The organism is Actinoplanes sp. NPDC049118, from assembly GCF_040648555.1.
Taxonomy (GTDB): Bacteria; Actinomycetota; Actinomycetes; order Mycobacteriales; family Micromonosporaceae; genus Actinoplanes.
Window position 1 is genome coordinate 56,018 of the sequence record NZ_JBEZDY010000005.1, and the last position, 15,354, is coordinate 71,371.

Sequence of the window (15,354 nt, forward strand, 5' to 3'; positions counted from 1 at the left end):
TCGATCGAGGGGTGTCAGGTCCAGGTGAGGATCTTCTTGCGCCAGGCGTAGGCGATGCCGAGCGCCAGCACGGCCACGAAGACGGCCATCTCGACCGCCGTCACCAGGCCGAACCCGGGCCGGTCGAAGACGACCGCCCAGGGGAAGAGAAATACGGCCTCCACGGCGAAGAGCACATAAAGGTACGCATAGACGTAATAGCGGATCTTCGCCTGCGCCCAGTCACCGCCGACCGGGTCGACGCCACTCTCGTAGGTCGTCCGCTTACCCGCCGGTTCGGCCGGGTTCGCGGGCCTGAGCAGCCTGTTCGCGCCGAACGCTCCGACGAAGACGACCACGCCGGCGGCCAGCGCCAGCCCCAGCGTCGCGTACGAACCCAGATACCCGTCCACGGCCGCAGCCTAGCGAACCGAAGGGTGGACTCAGTTGGCTCAGGCAAGCCTTGCCTGGCTACTGTGGTCAACGGTCTGAAGTCGGACAGCCACCCGTACCCACGGTGGTAAGGAGCGCCGACGTAGGCTGGAAGTGACTATTGCGGGCCGGCTCATCGACGTGCGTACCCGCCGGCCGGCTCCCTCAGGAGGTTGGAACGTGGCCGCTCCCGCGAAGCGTGTCGAGCAGCTTGATCGCGTGGTCATCCGGTTCGCCGGGGACTCCGGTGACGGTATGCAGCTCACTGGTGACCGGTTCACGTCCGAGACCGCGCAGCTGGGCAACGACATCTCGACCCTGCCCAACTTCCCGGCGGAGATCCGGGCACCTGCGGGCACCCTACCGGGCGTCTCGAGCTTCCAGGTGCACTTCGCCGACTACGACATCCTCACGCCCGGCGACTCGCCGAACGTGCTCGTGGCGATGAACCCGGCGGCGCTGAAGGCGAACCTGGCCGACCTGCCGACCGGCGCGGACATCATCGTGAACACCGACGAGTTCACCAAGCGCAACCTGACCAAGGTCGGCTATTCGGTGAGCCCGCTCGAGGACGGCTCGCTGGACGGCTACGCCCTGCACCCGGTGGCGCTGACCTCGATGACCATCGGGGCCCTCGCCGAGCTGGGCGTGGCGAAGAAGGACGCCGAGCGCGCCAAGAACATGTTCGCCCTCGGCCTGCTGAGCTGGATGTACTCGCGCCCCTTCGAGTCGACGATCCGGTTCCTGGAGAACAAGTTCGCCAAGCGCCCGGACCTGGTCGCGGCGAACAAGGCGGCCTTCAACGCGGGCTGGAACTTCGGTGAGACGACCGAGGACTTCTCGGTTCGCTACGAGGTCAAGCCGGCCAAGATGCTGCCGGGCACCTACCGCAACATCACCGGGAACGCCGCCCTCGCGCTGGGCCTGGTGGCCGCGGGTGTGCGCGCCAAGCTGCCGGTCTTCCTCGGCGCCTACCCGATCACCCCGGCGTCGGACATCCTGCACGAGCTGTCGAAGCACAAGCGGTTCGGCATCACCACGATGCAGGCCGAGGACGAGATCGCCGCGATCGGCGCGGCCGTCGGCGCCGCGTACGGCGGCGCGCTCGGCGTCACCACGACCTCGGGCCCCGGCGTCGCGCTCAAGGGCGAGACGATCTCGCTGGCGATCGCGCTCGAGCTCCCTCTGGTCATCATCGACGTGCAGCGGGCCGGGCCGTCGACGGGCATGCCGACCAAGACCGAGCAGGCCGACCTCAACATGGCCCTGTACGGCCGGCACGGCGAGGCGCCGCTCGCGGTCATCGCGCCGAGGTCGCCGTCGGACTGCTTCCACGCCGCGATCGAGGCGGCCCGGATCGCCCTGAAGTACCGCACGCCGGTGATCCTGCTGTCGGACAACTACGTGGCGAACGGCTCCGAGCCGTGGCTGCTGCCCGACGTCTACGACCTGCCGGACATCTCGGTCCCCTACACGACCGAGCCGAACGGCGATGACGGGCGCTTCCTGCCGTACCTACGCGACCCGGAGACCCTGGCGCGGCCGTGGGCGATCCCGGGCACCCCGGGCCTGGAGCACCGGATCGGCGGCCTCGAGAAGGCCGACAAGACCGGCGACATCTCGTACGACCCGGCCAATCACGAGTTCATGGTCCGGATCCGGGCGGAGCGCATCGAATCGATCCCGGTGCCGGACGTCGAGATCGAGGACCCGGACGAGAACGCCCGCGTGCTGGTTCTGGGCTGGGGCTCGACGTACGGCCCGATCGGCGCCGCCTGCCGGTCGCTGCGCCAGCGCGGCCTGCCTATCGCCCAGGCGCACCTGCGGCACCTGTCGCCGCTGCCGGCCAACCTGGGCGAGGTACTCAAGGCCTACGACAGGGTGATCATCCCGGAGATGAACCTGGGCCAGCTCGCCCACGTCATCCGGGCGAGGTACCTGGTCGACGCGGTTCCCTTCAACCAGGTCAGCGGCCTGCCGTTCACGGCCGCGACGCTGGAGAACATGCTCGAGGACGTGGTCAAGAATGGCTAGCCCGACACTGAATCACCGCAATCTGGCGCTCACCCCGGTGAAGCTGACCGCCAAGGACTTCAAGTCCGACCAGGAGGTCCGCTGGTGCCCCGGTTGCGGTGACTACGCGATCCTGGCGGCGGTACAGCAGTTCATGCCGGAGCTGGGCATCCCCCGGGAGAACACGGTCTTCGTGTCGGGCATCGGCTGCTCGTCGCGCTTCCCGTACTACATGAACACGTACGGGATGCACTCGATCCACGGCCGCGCGCCGGCCATCGCGACCGGGCTGTCCGCGTCCCGCCCCGACCTGTCGGTCTGGGTCGTCACCGGCGACGGCGACGCGCTCTCGATCGGCGGCAACCACCTGATCCACGCGCTGCGCCGCAACGTCAACCTCAAGATCCTGCTGTTCAACAACCGGATCTACGGCCTGACCAAGGGGCAGTACTCGCCGACCTCGGAGCTTGGCAAGATCACCAAGTCGACGCCGGCGGGCTCGGCGGACTCGCCGTTCAACCCGCTGTCGCTGGCGCTGGGCGCCGAGGCGACGTTCGTGGGCCGCACGATCGACTCGGACCGCAAGCACCTGCAGTCGGTGCTGCGGGCGGCGGCGGAGCACGAGGGCTCGGCGTTCGTGGAGATCTATCAGAACTGCAACATCTTCAACGACGGCGCGTTCGAGCTGCTCAAGGACTCGGACACCCGCGACGACCACCTGATCCGCCTGGAGCAGGGCCAGCCGATCACGTTCGGCGCGCAGGGCCAGTACTCGGTCGTCCACCCGGCCGGCGGCTTCGGCCTGTCGGTGCGCGACAGCTCCGACCTCGGCGGCGAAACCCCGGTCGTGCACGACGCCACCGTGGACGACCCGGCCTACGCGTTCGCGCTGAGCCGGCTGTCGGGCTCGGACCTGGGCACCACCCCGATCGGCGTGTTCCGCAACGTCCAGCGCCCGTCTTACGACGAACTGATCCAGAAGCAGCTGGAAGACGCCAAGGCCCAGATCACCGGGACGCCCGACCAGATGCTCGGCGAGCTGCTGAACGCCGGCGACACCTGGACGATCCTGTAGGCCCGAGGCACGCCTAGGCCGTCACGCCGACGCCGTTCTTCTCCTCGTCGCGGATGTAGATGAGCATGTCGCCGGTCTCGATGGTCATGGAGTGCTCGCCGCCCAGCGGCACCACCTTGCCGCGGCGGATCAGGGCCACGACCAGCGTCTGCAGCTCGCGGGGGTTGCGGCCGACCTCCGCACGCTCGGCGGAGCGCATCGCAAGCGCCATGCCCTGACCCGGCGTGAGCAGATCCTCGACGACGTCGATCAGCGGCGGCGCGGTGGTGGTCATGCCGAGCAGCCGGCCGGCGGTCGAGGACGTGACGATGACGTGGTGTGCGCCGCTCTGCTTGAGCAGGGCGGCGTTCTCCTGTTCGCGGACCGCCGCGATGATCCGGACCTGACCCGCGGTCAGCTGCCGCACGGTCAGGCTGATGAGCACTGACGCCTCGTCGGTGTCGGTGGCGATGATGACCGACTTGGCCTTCCGGACGTCGGCCTCCTCGAGCACCGCCGAGCGGGTGGCGTTGCCCTCGATCGCGACCAGGCCGTGCGAGGCGGCCTGGCGCAGCGCGACGTCATTGCTCTCCACGACGACGATGCGGGACTTGTCGTAGCCGGTCTCGAGCAGCGCACTGACCGCGGCGCGGCCCTTGGTGCCGTAGCCGCAGACGATGATGTGGTCCTTCAACTTTCGCCTCCACCGGGTGACCCTGAGGCTGTTCCGGTACTGGTCCGTCAGCACTTCGAGGGTCGTGCCGACGAGGATGATCAGGAAAAGCACCCGCGCCGGTGTGATGAACACGATATTCATGAACCGGGCCTCCGGCGTCACGGGCGTGATGTCGCCGTAGCCGGTGGTGGAGAGCGAGACGACCGCGTAGTAGAAGCTGTCGAGCAGCGTCAGCCCGTCCTCGTTGACGTCGCGATAGCCGTCCCGGTCCAGGTAGATGACGCCGACGGTGAGCAGCACGAGGGTGATGGCGGCCGCCATCCGGACGCCGAGCGCGCGCAACGGTCCCTGTCGGACCAGCGGTAGTCGAATCACTGGACGGCCGTCTGCACGTTCACACCATAGCGGCCCCAAACCACAGCGCTCTTTAGAACATCACATGACAGACCTGTTACGGAATACTCATTAGTAACTTGAGTCATCGTTAAGGAAAAGTCCATCGACCTGCTTGTATGCCGAAACCTTGGGCTCGAACACTGGCGGCCTACCGCTGGAGGTTTTGATGAATCGGTTCGTCCGCCGTTTCCTCGTCGTCCTGATCTCAGCTGTCGCCCTCCTCACACCCTCCGCCGCAGCCACCGCGGCAACGGAGAGCAAGGCCTCCGTCCTGTCCCGATGGACGCAGACCACCGCAGCCAGCACCGACTCCTGGAACAGCGCCCGGCTCAACCGCTCACCGTGGGCGAGCTACGGCTTCGACTGGTCCACCGACTACTGCTCGTCCAGCCCGGACAACCCGCTGGGCTTCGACTTCCAACTGTCGTGCTGGCACCACGACTTCGGGTACCGCAACTACAAGGACATCGGCGCCTTCGCCGCCAACAAGGCCCGGCTGGACAACATGTTCTACGCCGACCTGAAGCGCAAGTGTGCGACGTACAGCTCGGTCGTGCGGCCCGCGTGCCTGAGCCTCGCATGGACGTACTACCAGGCCGTGAGCGTCTTCGGATCGCTCGAGGCCGTCAACCCGTCCGACATCGACCGCGCCCGGGCATTGATCGACAAGTAGCTCCCACGATCGACAGGTTGCCGGCGGGCCCCGGATCCACCTCCGGGGCCCGCCCTCGTCAGCCCAGGGTGTGCGCGAAGCGGGCCGAGCCGTCCTCGAGGTCGGGGTGTTCGACGGCGAGGGCCGTCGCGACCGCCCGGGCGAATCCGTTGTCCGCGCCTTCGGCGTAGGCCACGTCGAAGGCGGCGTCGCCGAGCCTCCGGCGCAGCGCCGCCTGCTGCGCCGACCAGAAGGCACCGAACTGGGTGGCCCGCCGCGCGCCGCGCACCGACTCGGCACCCCCGAAGAGGATTGTCGCGGTGGTGGGATCGCCACCGACCGCGCAGCGGACCGCGATGGCGGCGACGGCGGCCGCGGCCGCGCCCCGGAATCCGTGCCGTAGCCGCGATCGCAGTGCGACGACCAGGTGGTCGTGCGCGGCGACCAGATCACCGCGGCGCAGGGCCACCATGCCGAGCAGCCAGTCGACGGTACGGCTGCCGCGGTCCTGCGGCCGCCCCGCCTCGAGCTGGCGGGCACCGCCGAGCAGCTCGGCCGCCTCGTCGACCGCGTCACGCCGCCAGAGCAACTCGGCGAGCGCCACGACCGAGGGCAGCGCGGCGCCCGGCACGCCGGTCCGCTCCGCCAGGGCGATGACGTCACGGCAGACCCGCTCGGCCTCGGCCAGCCGTCCGGCCCCGACCAGCGAGATCCGGTGGCCGGCCAGCGCGCGCACGAGCAGGGCGGGCTGATCGGTCTCGCGGGCGACGGCCTCGGCCCGGTCCAGGAAGCGAATCCGCTCCTCCGGGTCGTCGGCGAGTCCGGCATGGACGAGGTACGCGTTGGCCAACTCGGCCGGAGCGACGTGCTCGCAACCGGTGCGCCCGTACAGCCGGAAGAGCAGATCCCGGCCGGCCCGCGCCCCGCCGTGCTCACGCCACCAGGGGTCGAGCGCCCCGGCGAGCCGCAGCCCGGCCCGGACGCTGCCGCCGGTCGCGGACCAGCGCAACGCCGCCTGCCACTCGTCGACATAGGGCGCGAGTTCGGTGAGCGACACGGTCCGCGGCTGCCCGTCGGTGTCGACGGCGACGCTCTCCAAAGTGTGCAGCGACCAGGCGACGTGCCGGTCCCGCGCGGCGGGTTCCTCCCCCGCCGCGACGAGCCGGCGGGTCGCGTACGCCCGGACCTGCTCGGACATCCGGTACCGCGGCCCGGCGACGACCTCGATCAGCGAACAGTCGGCAAGCTCGGAGAGCGCGCCGAACGCATCCTCGCCGGACCACTCGACGGTGCCGAGCTCGACCGGGCCGGCGAAGACGGCCAGCCGCCGCAGCAGCCCGGCGGCGGAGTCGCTCAGGCCGCGGTAGGACCAGTCCAGGTTGCCGGTCAGGCTCGCGTGCCGCCCGGTGCCGAGCCGCCCGGCGTCCAGCGCCGCGATGGGATCGTCGAGGCGGGCGGCGAGCTGCGCCGGCGAGAGCAGGCGAAGCCGGTCCGCGGCGAGCTCGATGGCGAGCGGCGCGCCGTCCAGCTTCGAGGCGACCCGGGCCAGGTCGGCGGCCTCGCCGTCCGGACCGGGACGGCCACCGCGCGCGGCCTCGGCCCGCGCGGTGAGCAGGGCGAAGGCGTCGGCGGGGGCGAGCGGCGGTATCCGCCAGACCAGCTCACCTGGTACGCCGAGCGGAACTCGCGAGGTGGCCAGCACGTCCAGCCGCCGGCAGCCGGCGAGCAGGCGCTGCACCAGGTCCCGGGCGGCCGGATGCCGGGCCTCACAGGTCTCGAGGACGACGAGCATGCGGCCGCCGCCACAGCGCTCGATGATCGTGTCGAGCACCGGCCGGGCGGGCTCGGGCCGGACACCCATGGCGGCGGCCAGCGCCGCCTCGGGCCCGTCCTCCGCGAGATCCACCACCCAGACCCCGTCCGGGTACGCGGTGAGCAGCTCCTCGGCGGCGGCGTGTGCCAGCCGGGTCTTGCCGGCGCCACCCGGACCGGCGACGGTGACGAGGCGGTGCCGGCCGACGAGATCGCGCAGCTCGCTGAGCTCCGGATGCCGCCCGACGAACGGGGTGAGCGGGGCCGGCAGGTTGTGCGCGGGAGCGCATGGGGTGCGGGGGCGCGGAAAACTGCGCTCCAGGCCGGCGGCGGCGAGCTGGAACAGCCGCTCGGCGTCGTCGAACCCGCGCAGCCGGAAGGGTCCGAGGTCCAGCAGGTCGATGGTCTCGGTGCGCCTGGCGGTCACGATCTGCGCGACCCGCCCGGCCACCGTGCCGCGCCCGGCCCAGTCGAGGGCGGACCCCTCCGCGGAACCGGGACCGCGGGCCGGGACCGCCGAGGCACGCGGATCGCGGGCCGCGGTCGCGCGGGCGGCCACCGAGGTGCGTACGGCCGCCGCGGCGGCGTACTCGCGGGTGGCGATCGCGCAGCCGGACACCGAGGTGCGGGTGGCCGCGGCCGAGCGGGTGGCCGCGCGGCCGGACACCGGCGCGGCGCCCGCCAGGACGTGTTCGCCCTGGCCGGAGGCGGCGCTCGGACCCGGCTCCGGCGAGGGGCCGGAAACGGCGGAGGCCGTCGCCTCCGAGCAGAGGACCTGGCCGCCGTGTGCCGCGGAGGCCACCCGGGCGGCGCGGTGGACCTCGGCGCTCGCGTACTCGTCGCCGATCGGCGTGGCCCAGCCGGTGTGCAGACCCATGCGTACGCGGGGAACCGCGTCCGCGCTCGGCCACGGGTACGCGGCCAGTGCACGCTGCGCAGCGACGCACGCCGCAACGGCGGCCCCCGCGTCGCGAAAAGCAACGAAGAAGGAATCACCCTCCGTGAAAAGCTCGACGCCGGCGTAATTGCTCAGCGCTGCGCGCACCACGTCTCGATGCGCGTTCAGCACGCTGCCATAGCCTTCGCCAAGCATCCGGGCGAGCCTCGTGGAGCCCTCGATGTCCGTAAACATGAAGGTCACCAGCCCACTCGGCAGCTCGGTCCGTCCCGACACGGTAAGAACCTCCGCCCCCTTGGGAAGTCGCGCTTCGTGCTGCGCACCGCATTCACACGGCACATCGTAGGAACGGTCGGTAACCACCCGTCCGCCACGGCCAATCCCTCAAGGGCGACCCACGGCCTGGTCATCGACGTTCACGCACGGCACTACGCGTGACGTAACGACGCGGTTCACGTTCGAGTTGCGCTGCGGCCGGTCAGTTCCGCCGATCCGTTCGGATGTCCCCGCAAGAGTCACGTTGTGCGACTCCAGCAGGTCACCCGTAGATCACCACAGCGTTACGTCAATGAACCACCCATACTCGACGGAACAAGAGATCCTCAAGCCCTTCGCTCTGATACCGGACGATCCTGATACCGGCCGAACGGTCGGATCTCCACGACGATCGCGCGCCGAGTTCGTCGGCGGCGGCGCCAATGTCCGGATTTCTCTACCGGAAGGGTGCCTCCGGTGACCGATCGCGATGGAGTGGGCGATCGGTCCGGTGAGAGCGGGCAGAGGATGAGGTGTGAGGCCGGGCGGCGAGGTGGGCGCTGCCGGCCGGCGATTCAGCAGCCGCAGGAGCCGCCGCAGCAGCCTCCGCCGCCGCCCGCGGCCGGGGCCGACGCAGCGCCGCCACGTCCGGTGACCGCGACCGTCGTCAGCAGCTTGACCGTCTCGGCGTGCCCCCGCGGGCAGGTCGCCGGTGCGCCGGACTCGGCCATCGGCCGGTTCATCTCGAAGGTGTCGCCGCACGCGCGGCAGCGGTAGTCATAACGCGGCATACACACAGCGTATGGCCTGGGTATGACACTTTGCCGCCCTGGCTCCCCCGTTGTGACCCACAGGCATCGGACAAGGTCCATGGAACGACACCTGGCCGCCGCCCGGTATTCTCGTCCGCGTGGCGGACGGGCAGGAGACACCCTCGGCGCGGCGTGGGCAGCGGCCCCCGGCGCCGCATCTCGACGGGCCCCTCGGCAGCTCCGGCGCGGCGCCCGCGGACGAGCCCTCCGCGACCGACGGCAGCGACGATCGGGCGGCGAAGACCACCGGGTCCGCGCCCGCGTCGGACTCCCCTGCGGTCGGCGAGCCGGAGCAGGCGAGCGACGCCCCGCCTGCGGCAACCGGGGACGCGTCGGGCGACGATCGGACCCCGAACCCTGCCACGGACACCACGACGCCGGTGAGCGACGCCGAGGCCCCTGACACCCGCCTGGCGAAGACCGCGGGTAAGGAAGCGGCAGGCAAGGGCACCAAGGGCGAGGCGACCGCCGCCGAGCCGAGCGCCGGCGAGACGGCCGGAGGCACCGCGAGTAGCGGCGAGGACAAGAGCAGCCCGGAAAAGACCAGCCCCGAGTCCGGCCAGGAGAAGACCAGCCCGGAGCCCGGCCAAGAGAAATCCGGCCAAGAGAAGACCAGCCCGGAGCCCGGCCAGGAGAAATCCGGCCAGGAGAATGACGGCAAGGACGGCGCCGGCGAGAAGGCGGCGCCTACCGCCGCGGCCGTCGCCGCCGCCTCGAAGGGCCGGACCACCCGGGTCCTCCGGGCCGCCAATCCCGTCCGGGTCGCCCGGAACACCGCCCGCAGCACCTCCGCCTGGGCCAAGCGCCCCAGCGGCCGCCTCATCCTCCCCGCGGTCATCGCCGCCCTGCTGCTCGGCGCCGCCGGGACGGCCGGCGCCTACCTCGTACCCCAGGCTCTGCAGGCCGTGCCGACCCCGAGCGTGACCCCGGGCTTCGGCCAGGACGCCGGCGCCTCCGCGGGTCCCGTGGTCGCGCCCAGCATCAGCGGAGTTCCCGGGCTGCCCGGTTCCGTCTCCGCGCCCGTCGTCGGCGGCACCCTGCCGGGCGCCCCGCCGACCGTCGCCGGCCTCGGCAACGCGCGGCCCGCCGACGCGCTGTCGGCCTGGGCACAGCAGGCCGGCACCCGGGCCGGCATCCCGGTCGTCGCCGCGCAGGCATACGGCTACGCCGAGCTGGTCGTCGCCCGCGCCACCCCGACCTGCCACCTGACCTGGACCACCATCGCCGCGATCGCGAAGGTCGAGTCCTCGCACGGCAGCGCCAACGGCGCCGTGCTCAGCGTCGACGGCTCCGTCGCCCCCGCCATCTTCGGCCTGCCGCTGGACGGCAAGGGCGGCCGGCAGCTCATCCGGGACTCCGATCAGGGCGCCCTCGACGGGGACGCGCAGTTCGACCGGGCGATGGGCCCGTTGCAGTTCATCCCGCAGACCTGGACCGCGATCTCCGCCGGCAATGGTGTCGATGCCGACAACAACGGAATCTCCGATCCCAACGACATCGACGACGCATCGCTCGCCGCGGCCAGGTATCTGTGCCAGGGCGGACGCGACCTGTCCAAGCCGGACGCCTGGTGGGACGCCATTCTGTCCTACAACGCCGTCCGGCCCTATGCGCAGAAGGTGTTCGATGCCGCCAACGATTACGGGCAACGCAGCCGGGTATGAACAACAACCCACAGTGACGAGTCGCGTACATTTGACCGCCCGGCACTTCCCTGAAGGTCCAGATACCGGCAAGCTGTACGGGTGAGGGTGCGTGAGTGGGATCCCCGGGCCGCGTCGGCGGGGGAGATCCGGTCGCTCGTGGAGACGCTGAACGCGGTGCTGGCCGCGGATCTCCCCGACGATCCACCGTGGCAGGACGTGCAGGTCGTCGACTATCTGGCGGAGACCATGCCGGGCGAGCGCCGGATCAGCTGGGTCGCCGAGGACGACCGGCTCGCCGAGGGCGAGAGCGCCATCTTCGGCCACGTCAGCATCCTGCTGCTCGGCGACATCGGCGTGCTCGAGGTGCTGGTCCACCCCGATCTGCGCCGCCGCGGGCTCGGCCAGCAACTACTCGCTGTCGCCGCCCGGCGGGCCTATCTGGAGGGCTTCTCGTCCATCGGGGTCGAGGCGATCGGCGACACCCCGGCCATCGCGTTCTACACGTCGATGGGCTTCGAGCGGGAGTATGTGGAGACCCGCAGCGTTCTGAACCTGTCCAGGGTGGACTGGAACGCCCTCGGCACCATGGCCGGCGGAATCAGCCCCGGCTACCGGATCGAATACCACCCCGGCGGCCCGCCGGCCGAGCTGGTCGAGGCCTACGCGCAAGCCAAGCTGGAGGGCCAGGACGGCGACGACAGCGACCTCGACCTGCGGCCGAGCTCGTCCGACCCGCAGCGCCTGAAGGACAGCCTCGACACGCTGCACCGGCGCGGGCTGAAGCCGTACATCGTGCTGGCGCTCCACGAGGCGACCGGGACGGTCGCCGGGCTGACCGAGGTGGTCGTGCCCGCGCAGCACCCGGAGCGCGCCGACCAGTACGACACCATCGTCGTCCGGGAGCATCGCGGCTACGGCATAGACCGGGCGATCAAGGCCCGGATGCTCTTCGAACTGCGCGCGGCGGAGCCCGGGCTGCGCGAGGTGCAGACCTGGAACGCGCAGCACAACGAGTCGATGCTGAAGGTCAACGCCGAATTGGGCTTCCAGTCCGACCGAGATTGGTATGAATACGGCGCCGACGTTGCGCAACTGGTACAGAGACTGGAACCCACGGACTGACCTGGGGCTTTAGGGTCGGCGTACCCCCTAATAAGCTCCGCTGTGGAGGCTCCGTGCGTTACCACCGCATATTGCCGTTAATCGCTGTCCCGATGGTGACGGCGCTACTCATACCGGGTGTCGCCCGGGCCGCCGCCGACCCGCTCACGGTCGGCGCAATACAGGGCACCACGACCAACGCGGAGAACCCGCGGACGGATCGCTCGCCGCTCGCGAACGCGTCCGGCAACGGCACCAGCAGCACCCTTTACGAGGTGCGCGGGGTCGTCACCCAGCGCACCCTGGCCCGGACGGCGGCCGGCGCCGACCAGAACGGCTTCTTCCTGCAGAGCCGCAAGGGCACCGAGGACGGCGACCCGACGAGCTCCGACGGCATCTTCGTCTTCATGGGCACCTTCACGTCCCTGATCGGCGGCTACGTGCCGACGGTCGGCGACGAGATCGTCGTGCGCGCCCGGGTCTCCGAGTACTTCTCCATGACCCAGCTCTCCGGCGCCTCCCTGGTCACCGAGCTGGCCTCGGACGTGCCGATGAGCGAGGTGCAGGTCGACGACGCGGCACCGCCCGCCGACCTGGGCGCCGCCGAGCGCTTCTGGGAGCGCCACGAGGGCATGCAGCTGAAGGTTCGCGCCGGCTCCGGGGCCGTCTCGGGCCGCAACGTCTTCAGCGGCACCGCCGACGCCGAGACCTGGGTGGTCGACCGGGACGACCCGCTGCTCGCCCGCGCCGACCCGTACGCCCGCCGCGTGTTCCGCGACGCACACCCGCTGGACAACAAGCCGGGCACCGTCGACGACGGCAACGGCGACCGCATCCTGCTCGGTTCGATGGGCGTCAAGGCGACCGCCGGCGACAACGGCGCGATGCTGCCGCCGGCCAAGACCTTCGACGTGCTCTCCGCCGACGCCGTGGGCGGCCTCTACTACGCCTTCAACAAGTACGGGATCCAGCCGGCGACCGCCGAGTTCACGCCGGGCGCCGACCCGTCGCGCAACAGCCCGCCGAGGGCGGCCGCCCGCAACACCGAGTTCGCCGTCTCCACCTACAACGTGGAGAACCTCTACGACTACCGCGACGACCCGTTCGACGGCTGCGACTTCACCGGCAACTCGGGCTGCCCCGGCGTCAGCCCGCCGTTCGACTACGTGCCGGCGACCGAGACGGAGTACCGGGAGAAGCTCGGCAACCTGGCCGACCAGATCGTCAACAGCATGCACTCGCCCGACGTGATCCTCGCGCAGGAGGCCGAGGACCAGGACGTCTGCACGGTCTCCGGCAGCGCGCTGGCCTGCGGCGACACCAACAACGCGGACGGGCAGCCGGACACCCTGCAGGAGCTCGCCCTGACGATCGCGGGCAGCGGCGGCCCGGCTTACGCGGCCGCCTACGACCGCAGCGGCGCCGACGCCCGGGGCATCACCGCGGGGTTCCTCTACCGCACCGACCGGCTGTCGCTGGCCGCGGCGGACGCGGGCGACCCGGTCCTGGGCTCGGCACCGCGGGTGGAATACCGGGGCACCCCGCTGGCGGGCAACGCCGACGTGTCCAACCCCAAGACGCTCAACGCGGTGCTGCCGGCGGACGTGGACCGGTCCACCGGCGTCGACGGCTCGAACGTCTTCACCCGGGCGCCGCAGGTGGCGCTCTTCGACGTCAAGGCCGGGCCGGAGTCGTCCGAGCACTTCCAGCTCTGGGCGATCAGCAACCACTACTCGTCGGGTCCGGACGGCCGGATCGGGCAGCGCACCGAGCAGGCCGCGTACGGCGCCGCGATCGCCGCGGCGATCGAGGGCGGCCACGCGCACGCGCGGATCGCGTACGGCGGCGACCTGAACGTGTTCCCGCGGCCGGACGACCCGGTTCCGGCGAACCCGGGTGACCAGCTCGGCCCGCTGTACCGGGCCGGCCTGCACAACCTCTGGGACGACCTGGTGGCGGACGCGCCCTCGTCGGCGTACTCGTACGTCTTCGACGGCTCGGCGCAGACGCTGGACAACCTCTTCGTGAACGACGCGCTCTACGGCGACCTGATCGAGATGCGCGCCGCGCACATCAACGCCGACTGGGCCGCCGCCGACGAGGCGAACGGTTCGAAGGGCTCCAGCGACCACGACCCGCAGATCGCCCGTTTCCGTTCCCGGGCGGCGCTGAAGGTTGCGGACGCGAGCGTCGTCGAGGGCGATCGCGGCACCACGTCGCTGGCCTTCCCGGTGACGCTGTCCCGGCCCTTGAGCCGGCCGATGACCGTCTGCGCGACCGCGCTGCCGGGCACGGCGCTGCCGGTGATCGACTTCGAGCCGTACCTGGGTTGCAAGGTCATCGCCGCGGGCGCGACCGGCGCGGTCTTCTCGGTGCAGGTGCGCGGCGACAAGTGGAAGGAGTCGGACGAGAGGTTCACGCTCGCGATCGCGGGCCTGGAGGGTCTGCGTCTGACCGACGCCTCGGCGACCGGGACCATCAAGAACGACGACTGATCGGGAACACGGAGAAGGGGGCCCCTCGGGGCCCCCTTCTTCAGTAGCGCTCGCGCAGCAGCTGGGCGGCCTCGATCGCCCAGTAGGTGAGGATGATCTGCGCGCCGGCCCGCTTGATCGAGGTCAGCGTCTCCAGCATCACACCCTGGCGGTCCAGCCACCCGTTCGCCGCTGCCGCCTCGACCATCGCGTACTCGCCGGAGACCTGGTAGGCGGCGACCGGGACGTCGACGCGGTCGCGGACGGCGGCGATCACGTCCAGATACGGCAGGGCGGGCTTCACCATGACGATGTCGGCGCCCTCGGCCACGTCCAGCTCGACCTCGCGCAGCGCCTCGCGGACGTTGCCGGGGCTCTGCTGGTAGGTGCGGCGGTCGCCCTGCAGGGTCGACTCGACGGCCTCGCGGAACGGGCCGTAGAAGGCGCCCGCGTACTTGGCCGCGTACGCGAGCACGGTGACGTCCTGGTGGCCGGCGTTGTCGAGGGCCTTGCGGATCACGCCGATCTGGCCGTCCATCATCCCGGAGGGGCCGACGACGTGCGCTCCGGCCTCGGCCTGCGCGACGGCCATCTGACCGTAGAGCTCGAGGGTGGCGTCGTTGTCGACGGTCCCGTCGGCGGCCAGGACGCCGCAGTGCCCGTGCGAGGTGAACTCGTCCAGGCACAGATCGCCCATGATCACGGTCGAGTCGCCGACCTCGGCGATCAGGTCGCGGAGGCCGACGTTCAGGATGCCGTCCGGGTCGATGCCGCCGGAGCCGGTCTCGTCCTTGCCGGCGCTGTCGGGCACGCCGAAGAGCATCAGGCCGCCGACGCCCGCGCTGACCGCCTCGTGCGCGGCCTTGCGCAGCGACTCGCGGGAGTGCTGCACGACGCCCGGCAGCGAGCTGATCGCGCGGGGCTCGGTCAGGCCCTCCTTGAGGAACAGCGGCAGCACCAGCTCGGCCGGCGCGACCCTGGTCTCCTCGACCAGCCGCCGCATGGCGGCCGTGCGGCGCAGGCGCCGCGGACGCACGTCGGGGAACGACATGCCAACTCCCTCAGCCAGGCCGGCCGCGTGAGCCGGCGGGACCGGACCGGTCGGTCAACCGGTCCCGGCGTGACCGGGGCCGGCCGCGATGGCCGGCCCGGTC

10 protein-coding genes and 1 pseudogene are annotated in these 15,354 nt (G+C 71.1%); 6 read left to right on the top strand and 5 right to left on the bottom strand.

The window, feature by feature from the left end; all coding sequences use genetic code 11:
- Window positions 1–14 precede the first annotated feature (14 nt).
- A complete protein-coding gene (gene ndhC / locus AB0B58_RS09220) occupies window positions 15–392 on the bottom strand; it encodes an NADH-quinone oxidoreductase subunit A (RefSeq protein WP_360220120.1) in 378 nt (125 codons plus the stop codon).
- Window positions 393–591: 199 nt separating this feature from the next.
- Here ndhC and AB0B58_RS09225 point away from each other — a divergent pair, with 199 nt between their 5' ends.
- Window positions 592–2,445 carry a 2-oxoacid:acceptor oxidoreductase subunit alpha gene (locus AB0B58_RS09225; protein ID WP_360220123.1) on the top strand — a complete coding sequence of 618 codons (1,854 nt, stop codon included), beginning with the start codon at window positions 592–594 and terminating at the stop codon, window positions 2,443–2,445.
- Complete coding sequence (locus AB0B58_RS09230; protein WP_360220126.1) at window positions 2,438–3,499, top strand: 2-oxoacid:ferredoxin oxidoreductase subunit beta; 1,062 nt, start codon at window positions 2,438–2,440, stop codon at window positions 3,497–3,499. Before AB0B58_RS09225 ends, AB0B58_RS09230 begins: the two co-directional genes overlap by 8 nt.
- 13 nt (window positions 3,500–3,512) lie before the next feature.
- Here the strand turns inward: AB0B58_RS09230 and AB0B58_RS09235 are convergent, their stop codons facing one another.
- Entirely contained in the window at window positions 3,513–4,475 is a 963-nt protein-coding gene (locus tag AB0B58_RS09235) for a potassium channel family protein (RefSeq protein WP_360220903.1), read from the bottom strand.
- 241 nt (window positions 4,476–4,716) lie between these two features.
- Here AB0B58_RS09235 and AB0B58_RS09240 point away from each other — a divergent pair, with 241 nt between their 5' ends.
- Window positions 4,717–5,223, top strand: coding sequence for a phospholipase (locus AB0B58_RS09240; protein WP_360220129.1), 507 nt, complete (start codon window positions 4,717–4,719; stop codon window positions 5,221–5,223).
- A 58-nt stretch (window positions 5,224–5,281) separates the two neighbouring features.
- On the opposite strand, the gene AB0B58_RS09245 is transcribed toward AB0B58_RS09240, so the two are convergent.
- Window positions 5,282–8,188 (bottom strand): adenylate/guanylate cyclase domain-containing protein, encoded by a 2,907-nt coding sequence (locus AB0B58_RS09245; RefSeq protein ID WP_360220132.1) that lies wholly within the window; start codon window positions 8,186–8,188, stop codon window positions 5,282–5,284.
- A 554-nt stretch (window positions 8,189–8,742) separates the two neighbouring features.
- Window positions 8,743–8,958, bottom strand: coding sequence for a zinc ribbon domain-containing protein (locus AB0B58_RS09250; RefSeq protein WP_360220135.1), 216 nt, complete (start codon window positions 8,956–8,958; stop codon window positions 8,743–8,745).
- Between the two features lie 119 nt (window positions 8,959–9,077).
- On the opposite strand from AB0B58_RS09250, the gene AB0B58_RS09255 reads away from it, so the two are divergent.
- The 3 genes and pseudogenes from AB0B58_RS09255 to AB0B58_RS09265 all read left to right on the top strand — a co-directional run.
- Complete coding sequence (locus tag AB0B58_RS09255; protein ID WP_360220138.1) at window positions 9,078–10,643, top strand: murein transglycosylase; 1,566 nt, start codon at window positions 9,078–9,080, stop codon at window positions 10,641–10,643.
- A gap of 81 nt (window positions 10,644–10,724) precedes the next feature.
- Window positions 10,725–11,747 carry a GNAT family N-acetyltransferase gene (locus AB0B58_RS09260; RefSeq protein ID WP_360220141.1) on the top strand — a complete coding sequence of 341 codons (1,023 nt, stop codon included), beginning with the start codon at window positions 10,725–10,727 and terminating at the stop codon, window positions 11,745–11,747.
- Between the two features lie 143 nt (window positions 11,748–11,890).
- Window positions 11,891–14,221: pseudogene (locus AB0B58_RS09265) on the top strand (endonuclease); the annotation flags it as partial.
- Window positions 14,222–14,261: 40 nt separating this feature from the next.
- Here the strand turns inward: AB0B58_RS09265 and hemB are convergent.
- Window positions 14,262–15,251, bottom strand: coding sequence for a porphobilinogen synthase (gene hemB / locus AB0B58_RS09270; RefSeq protein ID WP_360220144.1), 990 nt, complete (start codon window positions 15,249–15,251; stop codon window positions 14,262–14,264).
- Between the last annotated feature and the right edge of the window lie 103 nt (window positions 15,252–15,354).